Below are 15,136 nucleotides of genomic sequence, written 5' to 3'. Positions count from 1 at the left end.
GATTGGCTTAGCCTTCCGCCGGGGGACCAAAAGTCCCCGTACCGTGCGCGGAAGGGGGCGCCGATGATCATCAGACCCGACGCCCGGCATACCGTGCTGGCGGGCCCCGCCAACATGCCCGGCCGCGGCGCTGGTCGACGCCCCGGCGCGCGGCGACGTACCGCGAACGGCGGGGATCCGTGACCACCGCTCGGCGGGGTGGGCAGGTCCTCGCCGGCATCGCCCCGGCTCCCCGACGCCGGCTCGTGTTCAGCCTCGCCGTCCTGACCGTCGCGATCGGCGCCGCCGTGACCGGCCTGGTCCTTCCCACCGCCCTGCCGGCCGACGACCCGCTCACCCCGCTGGCCCGGTTCGGCGTCGCCGCCGCCGTGCTGGGCACGGCGCAGCTGTTCCGGCTCCGGTTCCGGGTTGCCAACGGAGTCGTCAACGTCTCCTGGGGCGAGGCGGCCCTGATCATCGGTCTCTATCTCGTACCGCCGGGGTGGATGCCGGCCGCCACCCTGGTCGGGGTGGCCGTGGCCTGGACCCTGCTGTCGATCGTCGCGGACCGCCGATCCGTTCTCGACGTCCTGCACACCAGCGCCTCGCTCTCCGTCGCGGTCGCCCTCGCCACCGTGGTCACCACGGCGCTGGCCACCCCCTTCGGCGCCGGCCTGACGCCCCCACTCGCCGGAACCCTGGCCGTCGGCGCACTGACCTACCTGCTGGTGACCGCCGGGTTCGCCGCGCTCACCCTCGCCCTGCGGCACGGGTGCCGTCCCGGGCCGGTACTGCTGCGCGCCCTGCGCGGCAAACTGCTGATGTTCGTCGGCAACATCCTGATCGGACTCGCCGTCGTGGCGGTCACCGAACACGACCCGCGCTGGCTGCTGCTGCTACCGGGCGTGCTCTGGCTCCTGCAGCAGCTGTACAGCCAGCACCTCCGGGCCGACGACGAGCGGCGCACCTGGCGGGCACTCGCCGAGGCCACCGGCGTGCTCAACCAGCTCGACGAGCACGCCGTGGCGACCGCCGGGGTGACCGGCCCGCTGGAGATCTTCGGCGCGGACCGGGTCGAGGTGGACGTCCGGCGCGCCGACGGCCGGTGGCGCCGCTACGCGGGCGAGCCCGGGACGGCGGTGGTCCACCGTGAACTGTCCGAGGGGGAGTGGCCGGAGCCCTGTCGGCAGGCCGGCTGGGTCGTTCCGCCGCGGTGGGAGCCGACCGGGGCCGACGGTGACCGCCAGACCACCACCGGGCAGCTCGACCCGGCGGCCCGACGACGGGATTCGGCGGCCGGCGCGGTCGGCGACCCGGAGGCGCCGGTCGCCCGGTGCGACCAGGAACTGGCCCGTTCGCTGGTGGTCGGGACGATCCAGGTCGGCGAACTGCGGGTACGGTTCCCCCGCTCGGGCCCGCCGGCCCGCCGGGAGCAGGACGCCCTCTCCACCTTCGGTGACGCGCTGGCGGCCGCGTTGCACGACGCGGTCACCCACCAGGAACTGCGGATCGTGACCGCCCGGTCGTCGTACGAGGCGGTGCACGACCCGGTGACCAACCTGGCCAACCGGGCGGCGGTGCTGAGCCGGGGCGACCTGGCCCTGCACCAACTGGCCCACGACCACCCGGTGGCGCTGCTGCTGCTCGACATCAACCACTTCAAGGAGGTCAACGACACCCTCGGGCACGCGGCCGGCGACGAACTGCTGCAGGTGACGGCGGAACGGCTGGAGGCGCTGACCCGGCCCGGCGAACTGCTCGGCCGCCTCGGCGGTGACGAGTTCGCCCTGCTGATCCCGTCGCCGACGGTGTTGACCGGAGCGACCGGGGGCGACCGGTCCCCGACCCCGCAGGTGCTGCGCCGGGCCCGGGAGATCGTCGAACAGCTTGCCGCCCCGATCGAGGTCGCCGGGGTCAGGATGTCGGTCGAGGTCTCGGTCGGGGTGGTCGTCGCGGGTGCGGGTACCGCCGACATGACCGAGCTGCTGCGCCGGGCCGACATCGCGATGTACCAGGCGAAGGAGGGCGGCGGCAGCGTGGCGTCGTACGACAGCACGCGGGACGCGGCCAGCACCGACAAACTCGCCCTCCTCGCCGAACTGCGCGAGGCACTCGGCGTCGACGACCAGCTCGTCCTGGCCCTGCAACCCGCCGTCGACCTCGCCACCGGCGAACCGACCGGGGTCGAGGCGCTGATCCGGTGGCGGCATCCCCGCCGGGGTCGGCTCAACCCGGCCGAGTTCGTCCGGGCCATCGAGGGCAGCGAACTGCTCGGCTCCTTCACCCGGTACGTCGTCGACAAGGCGCTGGCGGTCGCGGCGGACTGGGCGCGGCACGGGCTCGACGTACCGATCTCGATCAACCTCTCGGCCCGTAGCCTGCTCGATCCCCGGCTGCCGGCCGAGGTGGCCGAGTCGCTGCGCCGGCACCAGGTGCCCCCGCACCGGCTGGTCCTGGAGATCACCGAGACGGTGGTGATGAGCGAGCTGGAGGTCATCGACGAGGTGCTCTCCGCGTTGCGCCAGATGGGCGTGCAGCTCGCGGTCGACGACTTCGGCACCGGCTTCTCGTCGCTCGCCTTCCTGACCCGGATCTCGGTCGACGAACTCAAGGTCGACAGGTCGTTCGTGATGAAGATGGCCGAGTCGCCGGAGGCGGCGGCGATCGTCCGGACCACCGTCGACCTGGCCCGCTACCTGGGCCTGCGGGTGGTGGCGGAGGGGGTGGAGACCGCCGACCAGCGGGCCGCTCTCGCCGAGCTGGGCTGCACCGCGGCCCAGGGCTACCACTTCTTCCGGCCGATGCCGTCGGACAAGATCGTCGCGGTGCTCCGGTCACTGCTCGACTCGGCCCAGGCCCGGATCCTGCCGCTGCGCGCCGACGGCGCCTCGTGAATCAGGGCTGCCCGGGCTGAGTACTTCGACTCACGTGCCACCGGGAACACGCCGCCAGACTGTCCGGATGCGCAAGACGGGTGTGGTGGTGGGAGCGCTCCTGACGGCGGTGGTTCTGGTCTCCAGCTGCGCCGGGTTCAACCCGTCCGATGCGGACGAGACGGTGATCCCCGACGAGGTCATGCTGACCGGGGCCGACCTCGGGGACGGAGCCCGGATCGCGGACGGCGGACCGGGCGCCGAACATCCCCTGCCGCCCCTGCCCTGCGAGCCGCCGACCCCTGTCGCGTCGACCGACCCGCCGACCCCCACCACGTCGACCGACCCGCCGGCGGCAGCAGCGCCGACCGGCGAGCGGACCATCAACGCCGCCGTCGGCCGGTACCACGTCTACGAGTACGTCGCGCGGTACCCGGGTGGGGCCGGGCCGGCGCTGACCCGGCTGCGTGACGAGCTGACCCGGTGTGCCCGGTCCGGTCCCGCCGAGAGCTGGAAGGTGCTGGCGGTGGACAACGCGGGCCTGCTGGTGCTGCGTGACTACCGGGCCGGGGAGGCGTCCGACGCGTACTACCTGGGCCACGCCGGGGACTATCTGCTGGCCGTACTCGTGGTCGGGGACGGGACGACGGACGGCGACCCGACGCTCGCGTCCGACCTCGGCAGCCGCGCGTTGGCCCGGGCGGGTGGCAGCCGGGGCGAGGTGACGCCGCCACCGACGGCGGCGGCCGCACCGACGTGGAGCACGTACCAGGCCGACGTGACCCGGGTACGCCCCGGTCCCGACCGGCGCACCCTGCTGCTCGACGTCGACCTGCCCGCCGGGCATCCGGAGTGCGCCCGGAACCCACGGATCACGAACTACACCGAGGAGCCGGGTCCGGACGGGCAGCCCGACCGGATCTACGCGGACGTGGCCGTCGACTCGGCGCGGTCCGGGATGGTGGGTGGCTGTCCGACCCGGACGACCCGGCAGGTACGACTGCGCGCACCGAAGCCGATCGGCGACCGGCTGGTGGTGCTCAACCAGGAGACATGGGCGCGGCAGGCCGACGGCTACCGCCGCTGCGACCCCACCGTCGGCTGTACGCCTCCAGCCGACCACTGCGATCCGGTCTGGATCACCGCCGCGGTCCAGGGGATGGACGTCCCCCGCAACAGCGCCCGGAACACGGAACGGTGCGACGGCAGCTGGCTGGTACTGACCCTCGACACGAACAGTGCGGCGTGCGGGGTGGGCGGCCGGCCCGGCTGCGAGGCGCCGCCCTCGGTGCACCGCTACTTCCTGCACTGGGAGTCGAACGGCTGGCGGATCGTGGTACGGACCCAGGGCCACGGGTGCGGGGATGTTCTGGCGGTGCGGCCGGACTTTCCCCGGAAGCTCTGCCAGTACCTGCCCACCACCCGGTGATTCCGGACCTGCCCACCACCCGGTGATTCCGGCCTGGGACGAGCCCGGGTCGGCCCGCAAGGCGGGTGGCCCGTCGGCTATTGACCCGAGTGCCGTCAGGGTGAGAAGTGCAGCCTCACCCCCGGAACGTCTGGCGGTAACTGTCCGGCGGCACGCCGATCGTGCGGTGGAAGTGGCGGCGGAGCGTTGTCGCGGTGCCCATGCCAGCGGCCGTGGCAATGGTGTCGATGCTGCCGTCGGTGGTCTCGAGCAATTCCTGCGCGCGGCGGATCCGCTGGGTCAGCAGCCACTGCAGCGGGGTGGTGCCGGTGATCGCGTGGAAGTGGCGGGTCAAGTGGCGCGAGCTCATGTTCGCCTGGCGGGCCAGGTCCTCCACGGTGAGCGGCTGGTCCAGCCGCCGCATGACCCACGGGAGCAGGTCGGCCAGGGGGTGGTCGTCCTGGGCGGGCACCGGTGTGGTGACGAACTGCGCCTGACCACCGGCCCGGTGCGGCGGCACGACCAAGCGGCGAGCGGCGATGTTGGCGATCGCCGAGCCGTGGTCGCGGCGGACCAGGTGCAGGCACAGGTCCATCGCCGCGGCCTTGCCCGCGGAGGTGAGCACACTGCCGTTGTCGACGTAGAGCACGTCCGGGTCGACCGTCACCCGGGGGTAACGCGCGGCCAGTTGCTCGGTGTGTGCCCAGTGCGTGGTCGCGCGCAGCCCGTCCAGCAGGCCTGCGGCGGCGAGTACGAACACTCCCGTGCAGAGGGAGACGACCCGCGCGCCCGCCTCGTGGGCCGTGCGCACCGCCTCGACGATGTCGTTCGGCGGGTCCTCGTCGACGTCCGCCAGGGCGGGGACGATCACAGTGTCGGCGCGGGCCAACTGGTCGAGCCCGCAGTCCGGCTCCAGCAGGAACCTGCCGACCCGCACGGGCCGCGTGCCGCACACGCTCACGTCGTACCAGGGGCCCTGCACGGCGTCCGGGGCTGAGCCGAAGACCTCGTAGGCCAGGGCCAACTCGAAGTGCAGCATCCCGTCGGTGGCGGCGAGGGCGACGGAGCGCGGGACAGCAGTCATGTCGGGAATTGTACGGGCCATGTCGTTCCGGACACTGGCAGTGGTACGCCGACGAGGCCAAGATCTACAGCAGCGGATCACTTCACGCGCCGAGGAGCAGGACATGGCAACGATTCGGAACGTCGCGGTCTACGGCGCGTACGGGCACACCGCCCGGTTTGTGGTCGCCGAACTGCAGAAGCGCGGATACCTCCCGCTCCTGCTCGGACGCGACCAGGACAAGCTGCAGGCGCTGGTGCAGGAGCACCCGAACCTCGAGGCGCGGCAGGCGTCGGTCGACGATCCGGCCTCGCTCGACCGGGCACTGGACGGGACGGACGCGGTGATCAACACCGCCGGGCCGTTCGCCTTGACCGCCGGGCCGGTGGTCGAGGCGGCGCTGCGCGCCGGCGTCCCGTACGTCGACGTGGCGGCCGAGATCGAGGCGAACCTCGACACGTTCGCGCACTTCGCCGAACGCGCCCGCGCCGCCGGCACCGTGGTGGTCCCGGCGATGGCCTTCTACGGCGGCCTCGGCGACCTGCTGGTCACCGCCGCGATGGGCGACTGGGCGGCCGCGGACGAGGTGCACGTCGCCTACGGCCTGAGCAGCTGGCACCCTACCGCCGGCACGCTCGCCTCGGGAGTGGTCTCGTCGCAGCGGCGCGGTGGCCGCCGGGTCCGCTTCACCGGCGGACAGTTGCAGTACCACGACGATGCGCTGCCGACCCTGGAGTGGTCCTTCCCGGCACCGCTCGGCCCGCAGAGCGTCATCGGCGAGTTCACCATGGCCGACGTCGTCACCGTCCCCAGCCACCTGGCCGTGCCGGAGGTGCGCACCTACATGACCGCCAAGGCGGCCTCGGACCTGTTCTCCCCCGACCCCATGGCACCGACCGCCGTCGACGAGCGCGGCCGCTCCGCACAGACATTCGTCATCGACGTCCTCGTCCGCTCCGGCGACACGGAACGCCGCGTGGCCGCCACCGGTCAGGACATCTACGCCATCAGCGCGCCGCTCGCCGTGGAAGCCGTCGACCGCATCCTCACCGGCCGGACCCGGGCAACCGGCGTTGTTTCCGCCGGCGCGGTCTTCGACGCCCCCGACTTCCTCAACGCCCTGTCCGCGCACCTCACGCTGCTCGGGCCGGCCGACACCCGCAGCTGACCAGCAACAGGTATCGGTGTTACCGACCATGCGCCCAGCCGTACATGAGATCGGGGATGAGGCGGTGACAGTGCGAAACAACAAGCTAGGCATTGCGTACGATGCCCTGACTCAGGTCTGACTCTTCGTTGGTCACGTAGTCGACCCGCAGGCACTCGGCGGGTTTCGGCTCGCCGAGAACGGCCACCCCCAGGGTGACCAGGAACGCGTCGAGCCCGGACTCGTCCCGACAGGACCGCAGGTCGACGGCGGACAGGTGGGCGAGTAGGTCAAGGCTGCTTGACCATGACAAGGCTCCGGACACGGGGCAACTATGCCGGCGGCCGTCGCAGGACGCGTTTTTTCATCTCGGGTTGGTGCCGAGGATGGTGGCCGAGCTGATGAAGTTGGTCCAAGCGGTAGGGGAGAAGGTGATCACCGGTCCGTCGCGGTCCTTGCTGTCGCGGACCTCCACGCGGTGATCGACGCGGCGTGTCTCGACGCACTGACCCTGGGTGCCGGTGCGGGTGCTGACCCGCCAGGTCGCGTCCAACGGCCCCATGGCGATCCTCCCGCTAAGTCAACGTCGGCATGAGCCGCCTGAGCAGCTTGACGGAGTCAGGCTTGCTCGTGGCCGCCCGCGAAGAGTGTCAGGCGCCGACGGTCGGGCTGGCGCCGAGAGCGGTGACAAAGCCGGTCCACGCGGCAGGGGGGAAGGCGATCACCGGGCCGTTGCGGTCCTTGCTGTCCCGTACCTCCACCCGGTGGTCGACGCGGCGCACCTCGACGCATGCGCCGTTGTTGCCCGTGCGGGTACTGACCCGCCAGGTTTCGTCCATAGGTGCCATTGCCATAACCTCTTCGGTCGGCCGCGCATGCCGTCTCAACCATCATATTCGCCCATGCTTTCCCTGATCAGCTTCAGAGAGTCGGTCTTGCTGAGGGCGGCGGAACGCAACTCGTCGAAGACAAGGGTGTAGGCCTGGGCATCAGCTTCCTCTTCCATGATCATGCCATTCATTCCCTCTGTGAAGACGATGTCCTGGTCGGGTGGCGGGAACGAGATGATCCAGAACGAGGCGATCAGTCCGACATAGAGCGCCTGGTTGAAGGGCAGGACCTGGATCGAGACGTGCAGGAGGTCGTGGGCCAGGTCGAGCATGTGTTGGAGCTGCCGGCGCATGATCGAAGGACCGCCGAACGGCCGGTGGAGGACCGACTGCTCAAGGATGATCCACACACTCGGCGGATCCTGCGCCGTCAGCCGCTGTTGGCGCCGCATTCGGATGCCGATTCGCCGATCGGCATCTTCGCCCGTCACCCGTGGGATCCCGTGTTCGAGTAGGGCTCGGGCGTACTCCTCGGTCTGGAGCAGGCCGTTCACCGCGATGCCCTCGTAGCTGCGCAGGTCGGAGGCTTCGTGCTCGAAGCTGATGAAGCTGGCGTACGGACCGGTGATGGTCTGGCCGTAGCGGTTCCACCAGCCACGCTGCTTGCTCTCCCGCGCAAGCTGGGTCAACTCGGTGCGGGTCTCCGGGTTTGTCACCTCGAGGGCATCGAGCAGATCGTGCAGGTCGCGGACTCGTAAGCCAACGCGGCCGTTCTCGACCCGGCTGACCCAGGACGCGGACCGCTCAACGCGCCGGCCAACCTCGTCGCCGGTGAGGCGTGCGGCCAACCGCAGGTCACGAAGGATGAGGCCGAGTCGACGCCGACGGACGGTAGGGCTTGACTCTGGCATGACAACTCCTTCTCATCGATCATCATCGTGCCGATCTCACCGAGAATATTGCACATGCTCTTTTGTTTTGCCAGATTCATGGGTGACCAAATAGCTCATAGAGATCGACTGCTTGCTGACAGTCGAAGGTTGGTGTCGGCCGAAGCGTGTGGAAGGGAACCCCGATGGCCATGCCCGACGAGCTTCCGACTAGCGCGAATGCCTGCCCGGTGGTGCCGGAACATCCGTTCTGGTGTGAGGTGGACCGGGACGGCATCCACTACTCCGGCGAGGTGCCGCCGTGGGGCAGCGACCGAATCGTCCACGCGACCGCCAGCCTGTTCCGGATGGATGCGCTGCCGGTGCCGCTGGTCGGGGTCAACCTGCGGCTCTGCGCGGCCGATCTGGTCGAGGACTATCCGCTCGACCTCGACCTCGACCAGGCCAGGATCCTCGCCTGGTCGCTCCGACGGCTGGTACGACATGCGGACTCCGCCGACGAGCGGCGCTGAACGTACGTCTCCCGGGTAACGGCTTGACTCTGCCGCCGCGTCAACTTCTACCGTTGACCCGTACGACGAGATCGGGAGCGGACGGTGGAGTGGTCGATCCAGGAACTGGCCCGGTCGGCCGGCACCACCAGCCGAACCCTGCGGCACTACGACCAGGTCGGGCTGCTGACGCCGAGCCGGATCGGCCGCAACGGCTACCGGTACTACGACGAGGTTGGGCTGCTGCGGCTGCAGCGCATCCTGCTGCTGCGGGAGCTGGGTCTCGGCCTGGCCGAGATCAACCGTGTGCTGGACGGCGAGCGGGACAGCGGCGTGGCGCTCCGGACCCATCTGCGCCTGCTCGAACAGGAGCGGGAGCGGATCGGCCGGCAGATCGAGTCGGTACGCACCACGCTGCGGAAGCTGGAGGGAGGTGAACAGATCATGGCTGATGAGGCGTTCGAGGGATTCGACCACACCCGCTACGAGCAGGAGGTCACCCAGCGGTGGGGCCGGGAGGCGTACCAGCAGGGTGACCGCTGGTGGCGTTCGCTGAGCAAGACCGAGCAGCGGGATTTCATGCAACGCCAGCTCGACATCGCCGCCGACTTCGGTCGGGCCCACGCCGCCGCCGCACCGGTGGACGGCGACGAGGTCCAGGCGATCACCCGGCGCCACCACGAGTGGCTGACGATGGCCGGCAACCCGGTGCACCGGGAGTACTTCCTCAACCTGGCCGAGATGTACGTCGCGGACCCGCGGTTCACGGCGAACTACGACCGGCACGGTGAGGGTACGGCGGTTTTCATCCGGGACGCGATGAAGGTCTACGCCGAGCGTGTGTTCGGCGGCTGAGCCGGCAGGTCGGGTCGGAGGCTCCCGGAGCGAGCCGTGTTCGCGGTCGAGCGTTGTGCCTCAGAGTCACCAGGGTGACTCTGAGGCACACGTGGACATGTTGGGTGCCCGCGGCGAGTAGATGGGAGAGGCGGCCCCGAGTCTACGTGCACGTCTGCCCTCGGTGGGGCACAGACGGTCAAGGCCGCCCTGCGGGCCACTAAGGATCTCGGCAAGAACGAGCGCCTGGTGGCCATCGCCATCGCCGCGCACACCAACACCACGGGCGACGCCTGGCCGTCGGCTGCATCACGACCGTAGTTCGGAAGGTGATCGTGGACGCATCGTCAAGCCACTGTGCACTCGTCGCCAACGACAGACCCGTCGTGCCCCGAGATCCTGGAGTCAGGCCGGACCGGGTGGAGTTTCCGGTCCGGGGACATCGATCACGGTCAGGGGAGGGAACGTGAAGAAGTACATCGGCCGGCTAGGCGTTCTGGGTGCGGTGGTGATGATGCTGATGGCGATGTTCAGCGCACCGGCGCAGGCGGCGGCGAACCCGTACACCCGCTTCCAGGCGTGCGCGGGTGACTTCGGAGGTAGCTGGAGCGACACCACCGACGGACACCGGAACGTGTTGACCCCTTCGGGATCCAAGTGGGGTGACGTGTACCTGATGTACAACTCGGCCACCGGGTACAACTGCGTCGTCGTGCTCAAGTCGACCTACCTCGGTACGTCATCGCGAACGGTCGCGGGACTCCTGATCCAGGGCGAGTCCAACTGGCGGCAGGAGGCCGGCAACTTCTCGTACTACGCGGCCGTACAGGGGCCGGCCCGTGACAAGTGCGTGCAGTACGACGGTTTCATCTGGAGCCCGAGTGGTGCGTCCAGGGCGCACGGCGCCCGGTACAGTTGGGGCAACTGCGGCTAGTCGGTGTTGCTGATGGGTGTGCGGGTGGCCGTCGGGCGGCCACCCGCACTTCGCGTACCCGGGGGATCCGCTGTCAGCCGGCTCTACCCGTATCCGCCACGTCGCGGTAGTCGCGGGGCGGCAGACCGTAGGCGTCGCGGAGTGCCCGGCTGAACGTGGCCGCGTGGGTGAAGCCCCAGCGTGCGGCGATCCGGCTCACGGGCTCGGTTCCGAACACCGGATCGGCCAAATCGCGCCGGGGGCGTTCCAGCCGCTGCTGGCGGATCCAGGCCGACACCGTGAGGTCGTCGTCCTCCTGGAACAGCCGGTGCAGATAGCTGGTGGAGATGTGGTGGGCGGCGGCGATGCTGCCGGGGGTGAGCCGCGGATCGCCCAGGTGGTGCTGGACGAACGACCGGATACGCAGGACCAGCGTCCGGCGGTGCGCATCCGGTCGCAGTGCCGGTTCGGCGTCGAGTACGTGGGCGAACAGCGCCGACGCCAGGTCGACGAGGACCACCTCCAGCCGTGGCCCGTCCATCGGACCGTACGAGCCGGTGTTGTCGCTCAGCCGCTTCAGGAGCGCGGCGAGCAGGTCGCCACCGCGCCCTGTCCCGGGATTCCCCGGCCCATCAACCGGTGTCGAGTACCAGCAGATCGTTGGTGTCGCAACTGGTGGAGCTGTTGTCCCATTCGAGGTGCAGACGTCCGTGTGTGGGCAGCGAGATGTGCAGCGCCTCGGGATCGGACTGCCTGATCAGCCGCCGCGTACGGATCATGGCTATTGGCTGGAAGGAAGTGGGCCACACGCGCACCGCGCCGAGTTCGAGCCTGCGCTGGCGGGCTTAGTTGCGGACATTCGGTGCTCCGACAACACAGGTTGGGGTGATAGATGCCAATGTCAGTTACCGGTCAGATCAGTTGGCTCGTGGGACGGTCTCGTGCTCGCGCGGGCGTCAGCCGTTCCGGGACCGTCGGGGACAGCGGCGCGCTCGGTGTGCGAAGGTGGTCGGGTGACTCGACTGGCCGACGCGACCAGCCCGTACCTGCTCCAGCACAAGGACAACCCGGTCGACTGGTGGCCCTGGTCGCCGGAGGCGTTCGCCGAGGCGGCCCGACGGGACGTACCGGTGCTCATCTCGGTCGGTTACGCCGCCTGCCACTGGTGCCACGTGATGGCGCACGAGTCGTTCGAGGACGAGACGGTCGCCCGGCTGCTCAACGACAACTTCGTGTCGATCAAGGTGGACCGGGAGGAGCGGCCGGACGTCGACGCCGTCTACATGACCGCCACCCAGGCGATGACCGGGCAGGGCGGCTGGCCGATGACGGTCTTCGCCACCCCGGACGGCACCCCGTTCTTCTGCGGCACGTACTTCCCGAAGCCGCACTTCCTCCAGTTGCTCCAGTCGGTCACCACGGCGTGGACCGAGCGGCGGGCGGACGTACTCGGTCAGGGCGCCGCGGTGGTCGAGGCGATCGGCGGAGCCCAGGCGATCGGCGGGTCGAGCAGCCCGCTCACCGCCGACCTGCTCGACGCCGCCGCCGACCAACTCGCCCGGGAGTACGACGAGACGAACGGCGGCTTCGGCGGCGCGCCCAAGTTCCCGCCACAGATGAACCTGCTCTTCCTGCTCCGGCACCACCAGCGGACCGGCTCGGCCCGGGACCTGGAGATCGTCCGGCACACCTGCGAGGCGATGGCCCGGGGCGGCATCTACGACCAGCTGGCCGGTGGCTTCGCCCGCTATTCCGTGGACGGGCACTGGACGGTGCCGCACTTCGAGAAGATGCTCTACGACAACGCCCAGCTGCTCCGGGTCTACACCCAGCTGTGGCGGCTGACCGGGGACGAGCTGGCCGGCCGGGTCGCGGCCGAGACCGCCGCGTTCCTCCTCGACGACCTCGGCACCCCGGCCGGTGGTCTCGCCTCGGCGTTGGACGCGGACACCGAGGGGGTGGAGGGCGCCACCTACGCCTGGACCCCGGGGCAGCTTGTCGACGTACTCGGCCCGGAGGACGGCGCCTGGGCCGCCGACCTGTTCGGGGTCACCGAGATCGGCTCCTTTGAACACGGCACCAGCGTGCTGCGGCTGGCCCGGGACATCGACGACGCCGACCCCGAGCTGCGCGAACGGTGGCGCCGGGTGCGGGCCCGGCTGCGCGCCGCCCGGGACCGCCGGCCGCAGCCGGCCCGGGACGACAAGATCGTCGCCGCCTGGAACGGTTTGGCGGTCACCGCCCTGGTCGAGTACGCCACCCTCACCGCCGACCCGGTCACCACCGCCGCCGCGGTCGGCATCGCCGAGGTGCTGGCCGACCGGCACATCGTCGACGGGCGGCTGCGTCGGGTCTCCCGGGACGGCCGGGTCGGCGAACCGGCTGGGGTGCTGGAGGACCACGGTGCGGTGGCCGAGGCGTTCTGTGCCGTACACCAACTGACCGGTCAGGGCCGCTGGCTGAAGCTCGCCGGGGAGCTGCTGGACACCGCGCTGGCCCGGTTCGGCACCGGGAAGGGTGGCTTCTACGACACCGCCGATGACGCCGAGCAGCTGATCAGCCGGCCGGCGGACCCGACCGACAACGCCACCCCGTCCGGGTTGTCGGCGCTCTGCGCGGCGCTGGTGACGTACACCGCACTGACCGGGCAGACCCGCTACCGGGAGGCGGCCGAGACCGCCCTGGGCACGCTCGCCCCGATCATCGCCCGGCACGCCCGGTTCACCGGCTATGCCGCCGCCGCGGGAGAGGCGTTGCTCTCCGGCCCGTACGAGATCGCGGTGGTCACCGAGAACCCGGCCGGGGACCCGCTGCTCGCGGTCGCCCACCGGCACGCCCCGCCCGGGGCGGTGGTGGTCGCCGGCTCGCCCGACCAGCCCGGGGCGCCGCTGTTGGCGGACCGGCCAATGCGGGACGGCGAGTCGACCGCGTACGTCTGCCGGGGTTTCGTCTGCGAGCGGCCGGTGACCGACCCCGAAGCCCTGCTGTCGCAGCTCCGCCCGGCCAGCGGCTAGGCTTGCCGGCGCTATGGATTCCCGCACGGGTCTGCCCGTTGTCGGCATGGTGGGCGGAGGCCAGCTGGCCCGGATGACCCACCAGGCCGCGATCGCCCTCGGCCAGTCGCTCCGTGTCCTGGCGCTCAGCCCGGACGACGGTGCCGCGCTGGTCGCCGCCGACGTCCGGATCGGCTCGCACACCGACCTCGCCGCGCTGCGGGACTTCGCCGACGGCTGTGAGGTGGTCACCTTCGACCACGAGCACGTGCCGACCGAGCACGTCCGGGTTCTCGCCGAGGCCGGGGTGACGGTCTACCCGCCGGCCGACGCGCTGCTGCACGCCCAGGACAAGCAGGTGATGCGGGAGCGGCTGTCCGAGCTGGGTGCCCCGGTGCCGCGCTGGCGTCCGGTCAGCGAACCGGACGACCTGGTGGAATTCGGTAACGAACTCGGCTGGCCGGTGATCCTGAAGGCGGCCCGGGGCGGCTACGACGGTCGCGGCGTCTGGGTCGTCACCGGCCCGGAGCAGGCGACCGAGCTGGTCGGCACGCTGCGCGCCGCCGGGACGCCGCTGATCGCCGAGGAGCGGGTCGTCCTGCGCCGGGAGCTGGCCGTGCAGGTGGCCCGTTCGCCGTTCGGGCAGGTGGCGGCGTACCCGGTGGTGGAGACGGTGCAGCGGGACGGGATCTGTGTCGAGGTGCTCGCCCCGGCACCCCGGCTGCCGGAGGAGCTGGCGGTCGCCGCCCAGCAGCTCGGCATCGACCTGGCCACCTCGCTCGGCGTGGTCGGGCTGCTCGCGGTCGAGTTGTTCGAGGTGACCGGCGCCGACGGTGAGCCGGCCCTGGTGGTGAACGAGCTGGCGATGCGGCCGCACAACTCCGGGCACTGGACCATCGAGGGGGCCCGGACCTCCCAGTTCGAGCAGCACCTGCGGGCGGTCCTGGACTACCCGATGGGGGACACCGCGCTGACCGCCCCGGTGGTGGTGATGGCGAACGTGCTCGGCGGGCCGGACGGCGGCATGTCGATCGACGAGCGGTTGCACCACCTCTTCGCCGAGGACCCGGGCGTCAAGGTCCACCTGTACGGCAAGCAGACCCGGCCCGGCCGGAAGATCGGGCACGTCACGGTGCTCGGTGACGACCTGGAGAAGGTACGCGAGCGGGCCGCCCGGGCGGCCTGGTGGCTGCGGGAGGGACACGAGTGAGCGCGGGCACGCCCCGGGTCGGTGTGATCATGGGCAGCGACTCGGACTGGCCGACCATGGGCAAGGCCGCCGAGGCGCTCGACGAGTTCGGCGTCGGCTACGAGGTCCGGGTCGTCTCGGCGCACCGCACCCCGGTCAAGATGATCGAGTACGGCCAGACCGCCGCCGACCGGGGCATCCAGGTGATCATCGCCGGGGCCGGTGGCGCCGCCGCCCTGCCCGGCATGGTCGCCTCGGTCACCCCGCTGCCGGTGATCGGCGTACCGGTGCCGCTGGGGCACCTGGACGGGATGGACTCGCTGCTGTCGATCGTGCAGATGCCGGCCGGCATCCCGGTCGCCACCGTCTCGATCGGCAACGGCCGCAACGCCGGCCTGCTCGCCGTACGGATCCTCGCCGCGACGGATGTCGCCCTGCGGGACCGGATGGCGGCGTACCAGGCCGAGCTGGAGCAGCTTGTCGCGCAGAAGGAAGCCGCCCTGCACGCCACCCTGTGAGGTAGCGG

Annotated in this window: 16 protein-coding genes; 9 read left to right on the top strand and 7 right to left on the bottom strand. The window is 70.9% G+C overall.

Features of this window, described 5'->3' with window-relative positions:
• Positions 1 to 179 precede the first annotated feature (179 nt).
• Positions 180 to 2,873, top strand: coding sequence for an EAL domain-containing protein (locus ABGB21_RS08970; RefSeq protein WP_347651228.1), 2,694 nt, complete (start codon positions 180 to 182; stop codon positions 2,871 to 2,873).
• Between the two features lie 67 nt (positions 2,874 to 2,940).
• On the top strand, positions 2,941 to 4,281 hold the full coding sequence (locus tag ABGB21_RS08965) for a hypothetical protein (protein WP_347677299.1): 1,341 nt from the start codon (positions 2,941 to 2,943) through the stop codon (positions 4,279 to 4,281).
• 115 nt (positions 4,282 to 4,396) lie between these two features.
• Here ABGB21_RS08965 and ABGB21_RS08960 read toward each other — a convergent pair whose 3' ends face one another.
• A complete protein-coding gene (locus ABGB21_RS08960; protein ID WP_347651226.1) occupies positions 4,397 to 5,344 on the bottom strand; it encodes a helix-turn-helix domain-containing protein in 948 nt (315 codons plus the stop codon).
• A 103-nt stretch (positions 5,345 to 5,447) separates the two neighbouring features.
• Between ABGB21_RS08960 and ABGB21_RS08955 the strand changes: the two genes are divergently transcribed.
• On the top strand, positions 5,448 to 6,491 hold the full coding sequence (locus ABGB21_RS08955) for a saccharopine dehydrogenase NADP-binding domain-containing protein (protein ID WP_347651225.1): 1,044 nt from the start codon (positions 5,448 to 5,450) through the stop codon (positions 6,489 to 6,491).
• Positions 6,492 to 6,576: 85 nt separating this feature from the next.
• Here the strand turns inward: ABGB21_RS08955 and ABGB21_RS08950 are convergent, their stop codons facing one another.
• The 4 genes from ABGB21_RS08950 to ABGB21_RS08935 form a co-directional block, all read right to left on the bottom strand.
• Positions 6,577 to 6,795, bottom strand: coding sequence for a hypothetical protein (locus tag ABGB21_RS08950; RefSeq protein WP_347651224.1), 219 nt, complete (start codon positions 6,793 to 6,795; stop codon positions 6,577 to 6,579).
• A 39-nt stretch (positions 6,796 to 6,834) separates the two neighbouring features.
• The gene (locus tag ABGB21_RS08945; protein WP_347651223.1) at positions 6,835 to 7,032 is read right to left on the bottom strand and encodes a DUF397 domain-containing protein; all 198 of its coding nucleotides are present in this window, start codon (positions 7,030 to 7,032) and stop codon (positions 6,835 to 6,837) included.
• A gap of 88 nt (positions 7,033 to 7,120) precedes the next feature.
• Positions 7,121 to 7,318 carry a DUF397 domain-containing protein gene (locus ABGB21_RS08940; RefSeq protein WP_347651221.1) on the bottom strand — a complete coding sequence of 66 codons (198 nt, stop codon included), beginning with the start codon at positions 7,316 to 7,318 and terminating at the stop codon, positions 7,121 to 7,123.
• Between the two features lie 35 nt (positions 7,319 to 7,353).
• Complete coding sequence (locus tag ABGB21_RS08935; protein ID WP_347651220.1) at positions 7,354 to 8,211, bottom strand: helix-turn-helix transcriptional regulator; 858 nt, start codon at positions 8,209 to 8,211, stop codon at positions 7,354 to 7,356.
• Positions 8,212 to 8,375: 164 nt separating this feature from the next.
• Between ABGB21_RS08935 and ABGB21_RS08930 the strand changes: the two genes are divergently transcribed.
• The 3 genes from ABGB21_RS08930 to ABGB21_RS08920 all read left to right on the top strand — a co-directional run bounded on the left by ABGB21_RS08930 (position 8,376) and on the right by ABGB21_RS08920 (position 10,449).
• Positions 8,376 to 8,702 (top strand): hypothetical protein, encoded by a 327-nt coding sequence (locus tag ABGB21_RS08930; protein WP_347651219.1) that lies wholly within the window; start codon positions 8,376 to 8,378, stop codon positions 8,700 to 8,702.
• 84 nt (positions 8,703 to 8,786) lie between these two features.
• Entirely contained in the window at positions 8,787 to 9,536 is a 750-nt protein-coding gene (locus ABGB21_RS08925; protein ID WP_347677297.1) for a TipAS antibiotic-recognition domain-containing protein, read from the top strand.
• 445 nt (positions 9,537 to 9,981) lie between these two features.
• Entirely contained in the window at positions 9,982 to 10,449 is a 468-nt protein-coding gene (locus ABGB21_RS08920) for a hypothetical protein (protein WP_347677295.1), read from the top strand.
• Positions 10,450 to 10,522: 73 nt separating this feature from the next.
• Here the strand turns inward: ABGB21_RS08920 and ABGB21_RS08915 are convergent, their stop codons facing one another.
• Both ABGB21_RS08915 and ABGB21_RS08910 read right to left on the bottom strand, forming a co-directional pair.
• Positions 10,523 to 10,969, bottom strand: coding sequence for a helix-turn-helix transcriptional regulator (locus ABGB21_RS08915; RefSeq protein WP_347677293.1), 447 nt, complete (start codon positions 10,967 to 10,969; stop codon positions 10,523 to 10,525).
• 91 nt (positions 10,970 to 11,060) lie between these two features.
• Entirely contained in the window at positions 11,061 to 11,207 is a 147-nt protein-coding gene (locus ABGB21_RS08910) for a hypothetical protein (RefSeq protein WP_347651214.1), read from the bottom strand.
• Between the two features lie 234 nt (positions 11,208 to 11,441).
• Here ABGB21_RS08910 and ABGB21_RS08905 point away from each other — a divergent pair, with 234 nt between their 5' ends.
• The 3 genes from ABGB21_RS08905 to purE are packed head-to-tail and all read left to right on the top strand — an operon-like array spanning position 11,442 to position 15,128.
• The gene (locus ABGB21_RS08905) at positions 11,442 to 13,442 is read left to right on the top strand and encodes a thioredoxin domain-containing protein (protein ID WP_347677291.1); all 2,001 of its coding nucleotides are present in this window, start codon (positions 11,442 to 11,444) and stop codon (positions 13,440 to 13,442) included.
• Positions 13,443 to 13,455: 13 nt separating this feature from the next.
• Complete coding sequence (locus ABGB21_RS08900; RefSeq protein WP_347651212.1) at positions 13,456 to 14,631, top strand: 5-(carboxyamino)imidazole ribonucleotide synthase; 1,176 nt, start codon at positions 13,456 to 13,458, stop codon at positions 14,629 to 14,631.
• Positions 14,628 to 15,128 carry a 5-(carboxyamino)imidazole ribonucleotide mutase gene (gene purE, locus ABGB21_RS08895; protein WP_347651211.1) on the top strand — a complete coding sequence of 167 codons (501 nt, stop codon included), beginning with the start codon at positions 14,628 to 14,630 and terminating at the stop codon, positions 15,126 to 15,128. Before ABGB21_RS08900 ends, purE begins: the two co-directional genes overlap by 4 nt.
• The last annotated feature ends 8 nt before the right edge of the window (positions 15,129 to 15,136 follow it).

The organism is Plantactinospora sp. B24E8 (genome assembly GCF_039871735.1).
Lineage (GTDB): Bacteria > Actinomycetota > Actinomycetes > Mycobacteriales > Micromonosporaceae > Plantactinospora.
Note: the sequence above shows the minus strand (reverse complement) of the source record. Positions and strands in the feature narration are given on the sequence as shown.

Bases quoted from the DNA above. Each gene is read 5' to 3' on its own strand.
- ABGB21_RS08965 (WP_347677299.1), top strand. From the start codon at position 2,941: ATGCGCAAGACGGGTGTGGTGGTGGGAGCGCTCCTGACGGCGGTGGTT.
- ABGB21_RS08960 (WP_347651226.1), bottom strand. From the start codon at position 5,344: ATGACTGCTGTCCCGCGCTCCGTCGCCCTCGCCGCCACCGACGGGATG.
- ABGB21_RS08955 (WP_347651225.1), top strand. From the start codon at position 5,448: ATGGCAACGATTCGGAACGTCGCGGTCTACGGCGCGTACGGGCACACC.
- ABGB21_RS08945 (WP_347651223.1), bottom strand. From the start codon at position 7,032: ATGGGGCCGTTGGACGCGACCTGGCGGGTCAGCACCCGCACCGGCACC.
- ABGB21_RS08940 (WP_347651221.1), bottom strand. From the start codon at position 7,318: ATGGCACCTATGGACGAAACCTGGCGGGTCAGTACCCGCACGGGCAAC.
- ABGB21_RS08935 (WP_347651220.1), bottom strand. From the start codon at position 8,211: ATGCCAGAGTCAAGCCCTACCGTCCGTCGGCGTCGACTCGGCCTCATC.
- ABGB21_RS08930 (WP_347651219.1), top strand. From the start codon at position 8,376: ATGGCCATGCCCGACGAGCTTCCGACTAGCGCGAATGCCTGCCCGGTG.
- ABGB21_RS08915 (WP_347677293.1), bottom strand. From the start codon at position 10,969: ATGGACGGGCCACGGCTGGAGGTGGTCCTCGTCGACCTGGCGTCGGCG.
- ABGB21_RS08910 (WP_347651214.1), bottom strand. From the start codon at position 11,207: ATGATCCGTACGCGGCGGCTGATCAGGCAGTCCGATCCCGAGGCGCTG.
- ABGB21_RS08900 (WP_347651212.1), top strand. From the start codon at position 13,456: ATGGATTCCCGCACGGGTCTGCCCGTTGTCGGCATGGTGGGCGGAGGC.